Source organism: Pseudomonas sp. RC4D1 (assembly GCF_018390395.1).
Lineage (GTDB): Bacteria > Pseudomonadota > Gammaproteobacteria > Pseudomonadales > Pseudomonadaceae > Aquipseudomonas > Aquipseudomonas danubii.
Genome location: NZ_JAHBAW010000002.1, coordinates 293,962 through 308,316, shown reverse-complemented (window position 1 = coordinate 308,316; position 14,355 = coordinate 293,962). Strand labels below are relative to the sequence as shown.

Annotated in this window: 12 protein-coding genes; all 12 read left to right on the top strand. The window is 62.1% G+C overall.

Going from position 1 to position 14,355, the window contains the following annotated elements; translation table 11 throughout:
• Nucleotides 1–6 precede the first annotated feature (6 nt).
• The 12 genes from KHO49_RS17245 to KHO49_RS17190 all read left to right on the top strand — a co-directional run bounded on the left by KHO49_RS17245 (nucleotide 7) and on the right by KHO49_RS17190 (nucleotide 14,272).
• Nucleotides 7–1,524, top strand: a complete 1,518-nt coding sequence (locus KHO49_RS17245; RefSeq protein ID WP_213665437.1) for a sigma 54-interacting transcriptional regulator — start codon at nucleotides 7–9, stop codon at nucleotides 1,522–1,524.
• A 92-nt stretch (nucleotides 1,525–1,616) separates the two neighbouring features.
• On the top strand, nucleotides 1,617–1,757 hold the full coding sequence (locus tag KHO49_RS17240) for a type VI secretion protein (protein ID WP_102864953.1): 141 nt from the start codon (nucleotides 1,617–1,619) through the stop codon (nucleotides 1,755–1,757).
• A gap of 17 nt (nucleotides 1,758–1,774) precedes the next feature.
• Entirely contained in the window at nucleotides 1,775–2,971 is a 1,197-nt protein-coding gene (gene tagH, locus KHO49_RS17235) for a type VI secretion system-associated FHA domain protein TagH (protein ID WP_213665436.1), read from the top strand.
• Between the two features lie 5 nt (nucleotides 2,972–2,976).
• A complete protein-coding gene (gene tssJ, locus KHO49_RS17230) occupies nucleotides 2,977–3,480 on the top strand; it encodes a type VI secretion system lipoprotein TssJ (protein ID WP_102864955.1) in 504 nt (167 codons plus the stop codon).
• Nucleotides 3,480–4,811 (top strand): type VI secretion system baseplate subunit TssK, encoded by a 1,332-nt coding sequence (gene tssK / locus KHO49_RS17225; protein WP_102864956.1) that lies wholly within the window; start codon nucleotides 3,480–3,482, stop codon nucleotides 4,809–4,811. Before tssJ ends, tssK begins: the two co-directional genes overlap by 1 nt.
• A gap of 5 nt (nucleotides 4,812–4,816) precedes the next feature.
• Complete coding sequence (gene icmH / locus KHO49_RS17220) at nucleotides 4,817–5,686, top strand: type IVB secretion system protein IcmH/DotU (RefSeq protein WP_102881486.1); 870 nt, start codon at nucleotides 4,817–4,819, stop codon at nucleotides 5,684–5,686.
• 14 nt (nucleotides 5,687–5,700) lie between these two features.
• Nucleotides 5,701–9,228 carry a type VI secretion system membrane subunit TssM gene (gene tssM, locus KHO49_RS17215; RefSeq protein ID WP_213665435.1) on the top strand — a complete coding sequence of 1,176 codons (3,528 nt, stop codon included), beginning with the start codon at nucleotides 5,701–5,703 and terminating at the stop codon, nucleotides 9,226–9,228.
• Nucleotides 9,228–9,956 carry a PP2C family protein-serine/threonine phosphatase gene (locus KHO49_RS17210; protein ID WP_110653595.1) on the top strand — a complete coding sequence of 243 codons (729 nt, stop codon included), beginning with the start codon at nucleotides 9,228–9,230 and terminating at the stop codon, nucleotides 9,954–9,956. The genes tssM and KHO49_RS17210 overlap by 1 nt, the downstream gene beginning before the upstream one ends.
• Nucleotides 9,953–11,014, top strand: a complete 1,062-nt coding sequence (locus KHO49_RS17205; RefSeq protein WP_213665434.1) for a serine/threonine-protein kinase — start codon at nucleotides 9,953–9,955, stop codon at nucleotides 11,012–11,014. The genes KHO49_RS17210 and KHO49_RS17205 overlap by 4 nt, the downstream gene beginning before the upstream one ends.
• A 76-nt stretch (nucleotides 11,015–11,090) precedes the next feature.
• Nucleotides 11,091–13,604 carry a type VI secretion system tip protein VgrG gene (locus KHO49_RS17200; RefSeq protein ID WP_213665433.1) on the top strand — a complete coding sequence of 838 codons (2,514 nt, stop codon included), beginning with the start codon at nucleotides 11,091–11,093 and terminating at the stop codon, nucleotides 13,602–13,604.
• Between the two features lie 14 nt (nucleotides 13,605–13,618).
• Nucleotides 13,619–13,774 (top strand): hypothetical protein, encoded by a 156-nt coding sequence (locus KHO49_RS31530; RefSeq protein ID WP_180988415.1) that lies wholly within the window; start codon nucleotides 13,619–13,621, stop codon nucleotides 13,772–13,774.
• Between the two features lie 3 nt (nucleotides 13,775–13,777).
• Nucleotides 13,778–14,272, top strand: a complete 495-nt coding sequence (locus KHO49_RS17190) for a hypothetical protein (RefSeq protein WP_110596511.1) — start codon at nucleotides 13,778–13,780, stop codon at nucleotides 14,270–14,272.
• The last annotated feature ends 83 nt before the right edge of the window (nucleotides 14,273–14,355 follow it).

Genomic DNA, 14,355 nt, shown 5'->3' with positions numbered 1-14,355 from the left:
GGCGTCATGTTCACTCGGGTGCCGCAGCCGCTGGCCTATGCAGAGGCACTGCTGGCGCAATTTTCCGCTTTGTCCCGGGCGGTGGAAGGCGCTGTGCTGCTTGAAGACTTTGTGCGAGGCGCAGCTCAGCTCACTGGCTGTGAACTGAGTCAGCTGTATCTGCTCGATGCCACCCATAGCTGCCTGCAACTGCGCGCTGAATGCCTCGGCGGCCTTTTACAACCGCGGGAAGTGATCAGCCTGCCGAGCGATTACAGCGGTGAGCAGCTACTGCAGTTTGCCCTGTGCCAGAACCGGGTGGTGAGCCTGGTGGGTCTGAACCACAGCCTCCACGACACCAGCTTCCTGCCCGTGCACAGCGCTGCGTGGCAGTCACTGTTATGCGTACCGCTGGTCAACGCGCGCAAGGCTGTCGAAGGCTTGCTGTTGTGTGCCAGCCCGCAACAGCAAGACCTGCAAGCCTTTGCCCAGTCGTTGGGCCAACTGGGGGCGTTTGCCCTTGGACAATGGGCGTTGCTCCAGCGTTTGCGTCTGCCCGCGGGCGAGCCTGCGCCGCTTCTGCCCCCCGAGGTCATCACCAGTGGTTATGGCCTGATCGGCACCAGTCCGGCGATGCGCCAGGCCTATCAGTTGATCAGCAAGGTCCTGCACAGCCCTTACACCGTGTTGCTGCGTGGCGAAACCGGTACCGGCAAGGAAGTGGTGGCGCGTGCCATTCATGATTACGGCCCGCGTCGTTCCCAGGCATTTGTGGTGCAGAACTGCGCGGCGTTTCCGGAAAACCTGCTGGAAAGCGAGTTGTTCGGTTATCGCAAGGGGGCGTTCACGGGCGCTGACCGCGATCGCCCTGGACTGTTTGATGCGGCCAATGGCGGCACTTTGTTGCTGGACGAAATCGGCGACATGCCGCTGTCCCTGCAAGCCAAACTGCTTCGGGTCCTACAGGACGGCGAGATCCGCCCGTTGGGCTCCAACGACACGCACACCATCGACGTGCGCATCATCGCCGCCACCCACCGCGATCTGGCTGCGCTGGTGGGCGAAGGCAAGTTCCGTGAGGACCTGTATTACCGCCTGGCTCAGTTCCCGATCGAGTTGCCGGCTTTGCGACAGCGTGAAGGCGACATTCTCGACCTGGCCCGGCATTTCGCCGACAAGGCCTGTGCCTTCCTGCAAAAGGACCCGGTGAGCTGGTCGCCGACGGCCCTCAATCATCTGTCCGGTTACGCCTTTCCAGGCAACGTGCGCGAGCTCAAGGGGCTGGTGGAGCGTGCAGTGCTGCTCTGTGAAGACGGTGAACTGATGGCCGAGCATTTCTCCCTGAACGTTGAAGTCATGCCCGAAGAGCCGGGTCTGAACCTGCGCGAGCAGTTGGAAAAAGTCGAACGCCACCTGTTGCTCGATTGCCTGCGCAAGAACGACGGCAATCAGACCCTGGCGGCCCGGGAGCTGGGATTGCCCCGTCGCACGCTGCTGTACCGCCTGGGGCGCCTGAACATCAATCTTGACGACTTTGTGGTCTAGCGAGGCATGCAGCCTTGGCTGGTTTTTCGTACTTCTGGGCGCGCCTGCAAGGGAGGGCGTTTTGTGCACTGTCTACCTATGGAGACCTTCTGATGTCTGTTCGTCACTGGCAAGCCGTCCTCTTGACCCTGGTTGTTGTGGTCGGCCTCGGCGCCTGCAGCGGCAATTACAAATTCAACGATGACACCTATCGCCCGCTGGGTGATCCGCAGGCGGTCAATCGCGGCAAGTGAGCGCAAGGAGCAGCATCATGGAACTGGTTTTTGAAGTGCTCAATGCCAAGCAATTCGTGCCGGCGGACTTGAGCAGCAAAACTTTCAGGCGGGCGGGTGGCACCATCGGCCGGGCAGGGGATTGCGAGTGGCAGATTCCGGATAGCAACCGTCATCTGTCCAACCATCATGCGCTGGTCAGCTATCGCGATGGCCAGTTTTTCCTCACCGATACCAGCAGCAACGGTATTCAGGACCTTGGCAGTGGCGCGCGTCTGCGCAAGGGCCAAGCCCAGCGTATCGAGCAGGGCAGTGTCTACCTGCTGGGGGATTTCGAGATCCGTGCACGCCTGGTGCAAGCCTCGGAGGCCTTCGCCGTTGAAGCCGGTCGGCCACAAGCGGCCGGCAGCATCATTCCGGATAACGCATTCATAGACCTCGACCCGCTCAACGCATTGGACCAGCAGGAACACAGTGGGGCAGAGCTTGACGAGCTGAGCGCGCTTGATGTGCCACACCAGGAGCCTGGGCAGCGAGCTGACTATGCCCGCATCGATAGGGAATGCCTGTTGGTCCCGGAACTGGTGGCCCCCCCCGAGCCGCAGGCGCTACCCGAGCCCAAGGCGCCGGCCTGCCAAAGTGAGGCTTTCTGGGCGCGTTTTGGCGCGGTCCTGGGGGTGGATCTGCAGGCGCTCGATAACGATCAGCGCGAGGCCCTGGCAGTCAATGTCGCGGGGCTGTTCAAGCAGAGCATGGGGGGCTTGCAGCAGAGCTTGCGAACCCGTAGCGAGCTGAAAAACGAGCTGCGCCTGGCCCTCACCTCGGCCCAGGGCAACAGTCAGAACCCGCTCAAGTTCGCCGTGGATTGCGAAGCGCTACTGGGCATCCTGCTGCTGGACCACAAGCCAGGGCAATTGTCTGCCGAGCAGGCGATTTCCCGCGCTTTTCGCGACCTGCAGGCGCACCAGGTGGCGCTGCTCAGCGCCAGCCGCGCCGCAGTGCGTAGCACCCTCGAACACTTTTCGCCGCAACAGCTGACGCTACGTTTCGAGCGCGATGGCCAGCAACCGTTGCTGGCGACTTCCGGTAGCCGCTGGCGAGCGTACCGCCGCTATCACCAGGCGCTGTGCCAGGACGACGACTGGAACGAGCGCCTGCTGGCGCGGGATTTTGCTCAGGCCTATGAAGAGCAGATCCGCCTGATCTCCACCCTCCACCTCGATGATCAAGGATGACCTGCATGTCTCGCCGTACCCACCCATTACTCAAGGCCCTGACGCTGCTCATGGCCTTGGCGCTGTTGACCGGCTGCGCATCGATGTCGCCGTATTCGACCCTGACCAAGCTGAACCTGAAGCTCAGTGCCAGCGACCGGCTCAACCCCGACCTCAATGGGCGTGCGTCGCCGATCGTGGTGCGGTTGATGGAACTCAAGCATCCCGTCGCGTTCGAGAACGCCGACTTTTTCAGTCTCTACGAGCGCGCCAGGGAGTCCCTGGCACCGGATCTGGTGGCCAGTGAAGAGCTGGAGTTGCGCCCGGGGGAAAGCCTCGAATTCAAGTTGCGGGTCGAGGACGGGAGCCGTTTCGTCGGCGTGCTTGCGGCTTATCGTGATTTGCCGGAAAGCCAGTGGCGTTATGTGGTGCAGCTCACCCCGCAGGAGGTGACCGAGGTCGGCCTGATCCTCGACCAGTCCGGCATCCGCAACAGCAACGATGTGTCCACCCAAGCGGATGACAATTGATGAACGTGCATAAAATCATTTGGCAGGAAGGCATGTTGCTGCGGCCTCAGCATTTCCAGCACAACGATCGTTACTACGATTACCAGATGAAAACCCGTACCCAACTGCTGGGTAGTTACAGTTGGGGATTTCTGGCGCTGGAGATCGATCTGCAGTTTCTCAACATGGGCAAGCTGGTGATCAGCCGGGCCTCCGGTATCTTGCCGGACGGCAGCCTGTTCGAGCTGGGGGACGATACCGAGCCACTGGCCCTGGATGTACCGCCCAACACGGGGAGCACGCCGGTCTACCTGGCTTTGCCGCTGGTCACGGGCAACCACATCGAAGCGCGGCGCGCAGAGCAATCCGATGTGCTGGCGCGCTACATCGTCTACGAGGCGGAAATCGCCGACTCCAACGCCGGTGATGATTCCAGCAGCCAGCTCAGCTGTGCCCGTCCGGACTTCCGTCTGCTCCTGGGCGAGCAGCAGAGCGGGCAGGCCTATGTGAAGTTGAAAGTCTGTGAAGTGCTGGATGCCACCTCCGATGGCGTGATCAGCCTCGATCCGGATTTCGTGCCGACCTTCCTGCACACCCATGCCAGCACCTATCTGCTTTCGTGCCTGAAAGAGATCATCAGCATGCTCAGTCATCGGGGGGACACCATCGCCGAGCGGATTCGCTCCAACGGCAAGGTCGGTGGTGCCGAGGTGGGCGACTTCATGATGCTGCAACTGATCAACCGCACCGAACTGCTGTTGCGCCATTACCTGGATCTTGAACATGTCCATCCGGAGGAGCTCTATCGCTCGCTGCTGGTCATGCTCGGGGAGCTGGCGACTTTCGCCAGTGACAGCAAGCGCCCTCGGCTGGACAGCCGCTATCAGCACAGCGACCAGGGGGCGAGCTTTCGCAAACTGATGGACGCCATTCGCCAGGTGCTGTCGATGGTGCTTGAGCAGCACGCCATCGAGCTGGTGCTGCAGGCCCGTCAGTACGGGGTGCTGGTGTCGCCGCTGCATGATCACAAGCTGTTGGAGTCGGCCTCGTTCGTGCTTGCGGCCAGTGCCAACTGCGACTCTGAAGAACTGCGTCATCGCTTGCCGTCGCACCTCAAGGTCGGGCCGGTGGAAAGCATTCGGCAACTGGTCAACCTGCATCTGCCGGGGATCAAGGTCCGGCCCTTGCCGGTGGCGCCGCGACAGATCGCATTCCACTCCAACAAGACCTATTTCATCCTCGACCTCAGTCCCGAGGACTTGGCGCAACTGGAGCGTTCGGGCGGTTTCGCCTTCCACGTCTCCGGTGAGTTCGCCGAGCTTGAACTGAAATTCTGGGCCATCAGGAACTGAACGACATGATCAAGGATCTGGAACACCCTCAGGACGATAAAACCGTTTTGCTTGACCGCCTTGGGCATGGCCCGGCGCGCAACCCGCTGACCGACTTCGCCGATCCCCCGCGTTTCGAGCAGTTAGAGGAACGGATGATCTATGCCGCACGCCTGGGCCCTGCGCAATCCTTCAGCGTCAGCCTCAACCCGCTCGTGGCGGCGGCGTCCGACCTGCTGTCGGAAGTGGTTCGCCTCAAGCACAGCGAGGCGGCTGAAGACTTGCGTGCACTCAATACGCGCCTGAGTGCCGGCCTCAGGCAGTTCGACGCGCGAGCCCTGCAGGACGGTGCGCTGAGCAGCCAGGTGATGGCCGCCCGCTATGTGCTGTGCACCGTGGTCGACGAGGCGGTGGTGAGCACCTCTTGGGGCAATGAAAGCCAGTGGTCGCAAATGAGTCTGCTCAGCAGCTTTCACAACGAAACCTTCGGCGGCGAAAAGTTCTTCCAACTGCTGGATCGGCTGTCGAAGAACCCGGTCAAGCATCTGCCGATGCTGGAGCTGATGTACCTGTGCCTGTCGTTGGGGTTCGAGGGCAAGTACCGGGTCATTCCCCGCGGCGTGCTCGAGCTTGAGGGGATTCGCGACGCCTTGTACCGGCAGATCCGCCAGCTGCGTGGCGATGTGCCTCGTGAGCTGTCGCCACATTGGGAAGGGCTCGGCGATCAGCGTCGCAGCCTGGTGCGCATCGTGCCGGGGTGGATGGTTGCGCTGTTCACCGTGGTTTGCCTGCTGGTGATGTACTCGGGGTTTGCCTGGGTGCTGGGCCAGCAGCGCGAAAGCCTGTTGCAGACGTATCAACCGCTTGACCCGGTGGTGGTCCAGCCCCAGCAGTAAGACAGGGACGTGTGATGAAAAACTTCTTCAAGAAAGCCGGCGCCTTGCTGCGTCAGACCTGGGTCTGGACGCTGCTGTTGGTGCTGAGTGTGGCATTGCTGGTGTGGTTCGTCGGGCCGCTACTGGCCGTCAACGACAACAAGTTCTGGGCCAGCGCAACCTCGCGCCTGCTGACCATCAGTGCGTTGTTCCTGATCTGGGGCCTGGCGATGGTCTTTGTCAGTTGGCGCGCCGGTGTCCGCAAGAAAGCCGTCGAAGACAGCGAGGCCGGACAGCAGCGCATGCAGCGCGACGAGTTGATCGACCAGGAGCACAAAGAGCTCCATGAGCGCTTCAAGGACGCGCTGCGCACCCTCAAGACCTCAAGCCTGTACCGCGGTCGCAGCGAGCGTTGGCGCAGTGACCTGCCCTGGTACCTGCTGCTCGGTCCACAAGGCAGCGGCAAGACCAGCCTGCTGGACTTTTCGGGCCTGGAGTTTCCACTCAACAAAATGGGCCGCAAGCTGACCCGCGACACCAGCGGCACCCGGCACTGCGACTGGTACTTCGCCGAACATGGCGTGCTGATCGACACGGCCGGCCGCTACCTGAGCCAAGGCGCCGCCGACGTCGACGCCAGTGCCTGGAACACCTTGCTGGGTCTGTTGCGCAAGCGACGTCGTGGCCGCCCGCTCAATGGTGTGCTGGTGACGGTTCCGGTAGCGGCACTGCTGAGCGCCGACGAGCAGGAACTGGAGACCCTGGCGCAGCAGGTGCGTATGCGCTTGCAGGATGTTCATCAGAAGTTGCATGTCGATGTCCCGGTCTACCTGGTGCTCAGCAAGGCCGACCAACTGGCGGGGTTTGACGAGTTCTTTGATCACATGAGCCGTGAGGAAAGCGATCAGGTACTCGGCGCCAGCTTTGGCAAGGAACAAAGCGGCACCGATGTGGCAGTACTTCGCCAGGAGTTCGAGGAGTTGCTGCGGCGCTTGAACAGCCAGGTGATCATGCGCATGCATCAGGAGCGAGACACCCAGCGGCGTGGGCGCATTCTCGACTTCCCACACCAATTGGGACAGATCGGAGAGCGCTTGTGCCTGTTCGTCGACATGGCATTCACCGGCAACCGCTATCAGCGGCCCAGCCAGCTGCGGGGCTTCTACCTGACCAGTGCGCCGCACCTGATCGAACAGCTCGATCAAGACACGGCCAGTATCGGCGCGACCCTGGGCATGTCGGCTGCCGTCCTGCCGACCCTGCGCGGCGGTCGCTCGCGCTTTATTCATCACCTGTTGAGCCGGGTGATTTTTCCCGAGGCCGACCTTGCCGGCCTGGACCAGCGCGAGCGCCGACGCATTCACTGGGGCCAGCGCGCCCTGTACGTGGGCGCCCTGGCGGCCCTGGCGGTGTTTGGCATGCTGTGGGCCGGGAGCTTCTCGGCCAACCACGGGCGCTTGGAGCAACTGCGTTCACTGGCGCAGAGCTGGAGTGAGCAACGCGCGGCCTTGAGTGCGCGGGATGACGCGCAGGCCCTGCTCAAACCCCTCGACACTCGTTATGCGGCCACCCAGGTCTTTGCGCCCGGGGGCGAGGTGGCGCTGCATGAGCGTGTCGGGCTGTATCAAGGCGATGCCAGTCGTCCGGTGCTCTTGCGTGCCTATGAGCGTGAGTTGCAGGAGCAACTGTTGCCAAGGGTTGCGCAGATGCTCGAAGGGCAAGTTCGCGCCAACATGCGCGATCGCGAACGCCTGCTCAACAGCTTGCGCGCGTATCTGATGCTGAACCTGCAGGATCGCCGTGATCCGTCCTTGCTCAAGGACTGGGTGGCGCGAGAATGGTCGAGCCGCTACGCCGGCAACAGCGCCTTGCAGAATGGTCTGAATGGACACTTCGAACGCCTGCTCCAATTGCCATTCAGCTATCCGCTCAACGAGGCTCTGGTGAGCCAGGCCCGTCAGGTGTTGCGCAGCGAATCGTTGGCTAACGTGGTCTACCGAGTGCTGCGCGAGCAGGCTCGCAGCTTGCCGCAATACCGTCTGAGCCAGCACCTGGGGCCACAAGGCAATCTGTTTGTCGGCACTGACTATGTGATCCCGGGTTTTTATACCCAGCAGGGTTATCAGCAGTATTTTTCGATCCAGGGCACGGCGCTGGTCACCGATATCCTGCGTGACAACTGGGTGCTGGGCGAAGGTTCGGGAATCAGTGGCATGGATCTGCGTCGGCTGATGGTGGAGCTGGAGCAACTGTACTTTCGCGACTACGCCAACCACTGGAGCGAAGCCCTGGGCCGGGTCAGCCTGCCGCCGTTCAACGATGCTGGCGATGGGGCCGAACAACTGGCCAGTCTGACCGCGGCCAACTCGCCGCTCTTGCAATTGCTGGTGGAGATCCGGGAGAACACCCGCTTCCAGAGCGTGCTGGAGCCTGCCGACGAGACGGCGCAGGCTGGCAAGACCGGGGATGCAGCGCCGGGTGCGCAGGGCGAGGGGCTGGCTGCTGTCGCAGGGAAGGCCCGACAGGCTTTGGCCAAGAGTCTGCCGGATACGGCGAAGAAGGCGCTGCAACGTCGCTTCGAGCCGCTGCACCGCTTGCTGGACGACAACAACGGCCCGGCGGCGGACCTGACCCCGGCGTTGCTGGCAATCAACGACCTGCAGCTGCAGTTGTCCAGCCTGGCGCGGGCCAGCCAGCCTGATCAGGCTGCCTTTGAAATGGCCAAGGCGCGCATGAGCGGCCAGCGCGATGCCTTGAGCAGCCTGCGCAATGCCTCGGTGCGCCTGCCGCGTCCGGTGAGCCTGTGGTTCAACACGCTGGCCGAGGACGCCTGGCGCCTGGTGCTCAATGATTCGTACCAGTACCTCAACCAGCGATACCAGAGCGAGCTGTACAGTTTCTACGGTAAGGCGATCCGCAAGCGCTATCCGTTCAATGCCCATAGCACCAGCGATGTGGCCATCAACGATTTTCGCGAGTTCTTCAAGGCTCAGGGCATCGCCGAGCGCTTCTTCGACACCTACATACGACCTTTCGTCAGTGGTGATCCGGGTAGCTACCGCTTGCGCAGCATCGACGGCCAAAGCCTGCCGATCAACAAGGCGTACCTTGAGCAGATGGTCGCCGCGCAAGTGATTCGCCAGGGATTCTTCGCCGAGAACCCGGCCGAGCCCCAGGTGCAGTTCAGGCTTGAGCCCTACACCCTCGACCCGGCGGTGAGTCGTGCCGAGTTCCGTTTTGGCAACCGGCAACTGGAATACCGGCATGGCCCTATTGTGCCGATGTCCTTCAAGTGGCCCACCGATGCTGAAGAAGGGCGTGCCAGCCTGGTGTTGGACAAGATGGTCGGCCGGCCCATCGGTATCGAGAAGAACACCGGGCCCTGGTCGTTGTTCCGTCTGCTCGACCTGATGCAGACCGAATACCTGACCGGTCGTGATGTGCTGGTACTCAAGGCCGAACTGGGTGGCTTGCGTGCCAACTATCTGCTGCTGAGCCAGCGCACGCCGAACCCGTTCGATATGGGCGTGCTGCGCTCATTCCGTATGCCGGCGCAGCTCTGATGTCGGTTGCCGGCACCTGGCGCAGCGCCGCACGGACCGACCCGGGCAAGGTGCGGCTGCGCAATGAAGATGCCTTTCTCGATTGCCCGGAGCAGGGGCTCTGGGTGGTCGCCGATGGCATGGGCGGTCACCAGTGCGGAGATGTTGCCAGCCAGCTGATTGTCGCCAGCCTGGCGGAGTTGTCGCTGCATGACAGTTTCGAGGGGCGGCTCAATGACTTGCGCCAATGCCTGCACTGGCTCAACCGGCGCCTTGGCCAGGAGTTGACGGTCAGTGTGGGGCGCCAAGACAGCATTGTTGGCAGCACCGTGGTGGCGCTGTTGCTGCAAGGCAACCGCGCGGCCTGTATCTGGGCGGGCGACAGCCGCTGTTATCTGTGGCGTGGGCAGTGCCTGTATCAACTGTCCAAGGATCACTCGCTGAGGCAGCAATTGGTGGACGAGCAGCGGATGAGCCCGGAGCAGGCCAGTGCTCATCCCGACGCCAATGCCCTGACTCGTGCGGTGGGCGCCAGCGAGCGGTTGGCCCTGGATGTGCTGGAGTTCGAGGTCCATGCGGGCGATGTTTTTCTGCTGTGCAGCGATGGTCTTTACCAAGGACTTAGCGGAGATGCCTTGGGCCGGGCGCTGAGCCTTGCGTCGCCACGGATTGCCCTGGAGCGCCTGTTTGAAGGGGCATTGCGCGGCGCAGCCAGAGACAACCTGACGGCCGTGGTGATCCGCCAATGACGGATATGAAGCCCGATATGCAGCGCATCCTGGCCGGTGAGGCTGAGGCCGGCGACCTGACCTATTTCGCCTTCGTCAAACCCCCACCTGCTGCGCCTGCCGTGGCGCGTCCCAGGGGCAAGGGCCGCAGCCGGGCGCGAAAGCGTGGCAAAGCCAAACCTGCACAAACTGCGCCGGTAGGTACGCTGCCGCGATTGCTGGCGGGTCGCTATCGTCTTGAACGGCTGCTCGGTGCTGGAGGCATGGGCACGGTTTATCGCGCGCGCGACCTGCTGCATGAACAGTTTGGCGACCCCGACCCCTACATCGCCCTCAAGGTGTTGAGCGAGGAGTTTTCCGAGTCGCCGGATGCGGGCCTGGTGCTGTATAGCGAGTTCGCCCTGACGCGCCGCTTGCGCCATCCGAACATCGTGCGTTTGCACAGCTTTGAAGTGGATGCCCAATGTCAGTGTGCGTTCATCACCATGGAGCTGATGCGCGGGCTGACCCTGGACAAGCTGCTCTGCGAGCACCCGACGGGCCTGCCGTGGACAGCCTTGCAGGAGGTGGCCGTGCCGCTGCTTGACGCCCTGGCTTACAGCCACGGGCGCGGCGTGCTGCATGGGGATCTGAAACCGAGCAACGTGATGCTCGGTGAAGAGGGCGTGCGCCTGTTCGACTTCGGCCTGGGTCAGGCCGAGGCAGGTGTCTTGCCTGGCCTGCCTCACTTGAGCCGCAGTCGCTTCAATGCCTGGACGCCGGGCTACGCTGCCCCCGAATTGCTGGAGGGCGGTGCCTTGTCAGCCGCTGCCGATCTGTATGCCGTTGCTTGCGTGATCTTTGAACTGGCCTCTGGCAAGCATCCCTTCCGAGGCTTGCCGTCGACCCAGGCGCGTGATCAGCGACTGGAGCTTACCCTGCAGGCGCCCAAGCATCTTCCGGGGCATTGCTGGCCCGCCCTGCGAGCGGCCCTGGCCTTCAATGTGGAGGAGCGTGGCGGCGGCCTTCAGGCACTGCGTGAGGCGCTGGGCGCGCAACCGTCCTGGATATCGCGCTGGATGTCGCGATGCAGAAGATAGCCCGTGAGTGGGGAGGGTTCCGGTCTTTTTCGTCGGGCTCGGAAGGCCAATGGTTCTCTAAGTGGAGATGTGTGTCATGCGTCAAAGGGATTTGCAGTTCACGTTTTCCGTGCTGACCGCACAGGTGGCGTTCGAGGTTGTCGAGTTCACCCTGGAAGAAGCCTTGTCCGAGCCTTTTCGCCTGACGCTCGAACTGGCCAGCGACAACGGTGCCATCGATTTTGGCCAGATCCTCGACCAGCCGGCCTTGCTGACGATCTGGCAGGGCGGCCTGCAGGTGCGGCATGTGCATGGATTGGTCAGCAGCTTCACCCAGGGTAAAACCGGGTTTCGTCGCACCCGTTACCGCCTGCTGGTGGAGCCGCAACTGGCTCGCCTTGCCCTGAGCTCCGACTGGCGTATTTTTCAGCAGAAAACGGTGCCCGAGATCCTCAAGTCGGTGTTGGACGAGCACGGCGTTCTTGATTACCAGCCCTACATCCACACCCCGCATGCGCCGCGTGAATACTGCGTCCAGGCTGGAGACACTGACCTCTACCTGTTCGACCGCCTGTCCACCGAGGAAGGCCTGTTCTATTTCTTCAAACACGATGCCAACGCCCACACCCTGGTCCAGGGTGACAAGTTGTACGTCCAGGAGCGCATCCAGGGCGGGCCGGTGCTGTACAGCACCCAGCCGGCCGGGGATGCCCCGCAACCGGTGCTGTACGCCTTCAGCTACACGGAAAACGTGCGTACCGCCGAGCAGACGCAGCGCGACTACAGCTTCAAGCGCCCGGCCTTCGACCAGCAGCAGCGAATGCTCGGCGATGACCTTGAGCATCAGGCCCAGCGCTATGAGCGCTACGATTACCCGGGCCGCTACAAGAGCAGCGCCATCGGCCAACCCTTCACTCAAAACCGCCTGCTGGGCCATCGTCGCGATGCCCGGGTGGCGACGGTGGAAGGGGATGATCCGCGGCTGATTCCGGGGTTTTCCTTCCAACTGACCGGGCACCCGCGGGGTGACTTCAACCGCTGGTGGCGCTCGGTGCGCATCATCCACAAAGGGATTCAGCACGCCAGCCAGCAAGAAGAGGCCGCTGGCGCCGAGATGGGCGTGAGTTACGACTTCCGCGCCCAGATCATTGCCGAGGACTGCGAATGGCGCCCGAGGCCACTGCCCAAACCGGTCATTGATGGCCCGCAGATAGCCACAGTGGTAGGCCCGGAAGGCGAGGAAATCCACACGGACGAATATGGCCGGGTGAAAATTCAGTTCCCCTGGGACCGCGAGGGCAAGCACAACGGCTTCAGTTCCTGCTGGGTGCGGGTCTCACAGAACTGGGCGGGGGCGCAGTGGGGCCATATGGCAATCCCGCGCATTGGCCAGGAAGTCATAGTCGACTACCTGGATGGCGACTGTGACCAGCCAATCATCACCGGACGCACCTATCGGGCCAGCCATATGCCGCCCTACCGCCTGCCGGATCACAAGACGCTCAACACCCTCAAGAGCAAGGAACACAAGGGCAGCCGGGCCAACGAACTGCGCATCGATGACACCACCCAGCAGATCAGTGCGGCCTTGATGAGCGACCACGGCAGCAGTGCCTTGCACCTGGGGTACCTGACCCATCCCCGGCCCGAAGGGGGCGCACCCCGTGGCGAAGGCTTTGAACTGCGCACCGACGAGCGCGGCGCCTTGCGCGCGGCCAAGGGGCTGCTGCTCAGTACCGAAGCGCAACTGCAGGCCAATGCCGGGCAGCTGCAGCGTGGCGTGGCCATCCAGGTGCTGGAAGCCGCACTGCAACTGGCCAAGGGGCTGGGCGACTATGCCGAAGACCATCAAGGCGTCGGGCACGACACCGAGCCACAGAAAACCCTCAGCGAAGCGGTGCGCGACCTGGGGCATGGCGCCAACGACGAGTCGCAGCAGAGCAACGGCGGCAACCCGGCCATTGCCCTGAGTGGCCAGGCGGGCATCGCCGCGGTATCACCCCAGAGCGTCACCCTGGCGGCGGGCGAGCATATCGACAGCGTCGCCCAGCAGAATCAGCAGCTCACCTCGGGACAGAAATTCGTGGTCAATGCCGGTAGCGACCTGGGCCTGTTCGCCCAGAGCGGCGAGATGCGCCACATCACCCACCAGGGGCCGATGTTGCTGCAGGCGCAACAGAACAGCATTCGCCTGGAGGCGGATCAGAGTGTGGAGGTCAGCGCGGGCCAGCAGCACGTGCTGGTGTCTGCCAAGGAGCACATCACCCTGATGTGCGGCGGGGCCTACCTGACGCTCAAGGGCGGCAATATCGAGCTGGGCATGCCGGGGAATTTTACGGTCAAGGCGGCCAAACATAGTCTGCTGGGCGGGGCCAGTCTTGCGGCGCAGTTGCCGAACTTCAACGTGGGCGATACCCAGCGGCGCTTCAAGCTCAAGCAGATTGATGGTCAGTCGGCCATGCCCAACGTGCCCTACACGATCACCCTGGCCAATGGTGAAATCGTCGAAGGCGTGACCGATGCGCAAGGCGCAACGCAGCTGTTGCAGAAAGATGCCATGAGTATTGCCAAGGTGAGCATGAAGCGTTCGAGCAAGCAAAGCGGTTCCTGATAGGAGACCAGTACATGTATGAGGTGCAGCCGAGGAAGAGGCTCAAGGACTACAACATCGAGCAGCAAGGAGACATTGTGCGTGATTACTACCGAGGTCTGGATTCTGGAAACACTCAGCTCCTGACGAAGCTCAAGCTTGTATTGGGCAACTTCCCGGCGGGGTATTGAACGATGAAAGGCCTGATGTTTGCTGTGTTCTGTGGGGTTTTGCTGATGCCATGGCCAACATGGGCCGTGTCCAAACGTCCTCCGGAAACTCCAGTGACGATCAATTCCGGTCGTCCAATAGCGGACCTTCGACCTCTGTTGGCGGACACCAACAACCTGGAGATCACCCATGTGTTTCTCTGCCGTCGGACCGCCAGCAAGTGTTACGAAACGCTCTGGGACATTGATCTTCCTGATGGCTGGATTCAGCCGCAAATAGAGTTGTTGGGCGACTACCCCGGTGCTTTGGTCAGAACGCAGAACCGCAAAGCGCTGCAGCCGGGGGGTAGTTACAACCTCAATATTCATTTCAAGGAGCGCGGTCGTTGGCATAAACAAACAGTTTCCAGCACCTTTTTGGAGTTTTGTCTGATAGACGAAGGGGAGGGGGTAAAAGTCCAGGAATCGGCGCTTTGCCTGGCTCGAAGAAATGCCGAAGAGCGGCAATCACTGCCCTGAATCGATGGGGTGTAGCCCGTAATCTGGATGCTTGCTGTTCATGCCTCAATGAGGATAAGCACGATCAAAGATGAGCTGCAGAT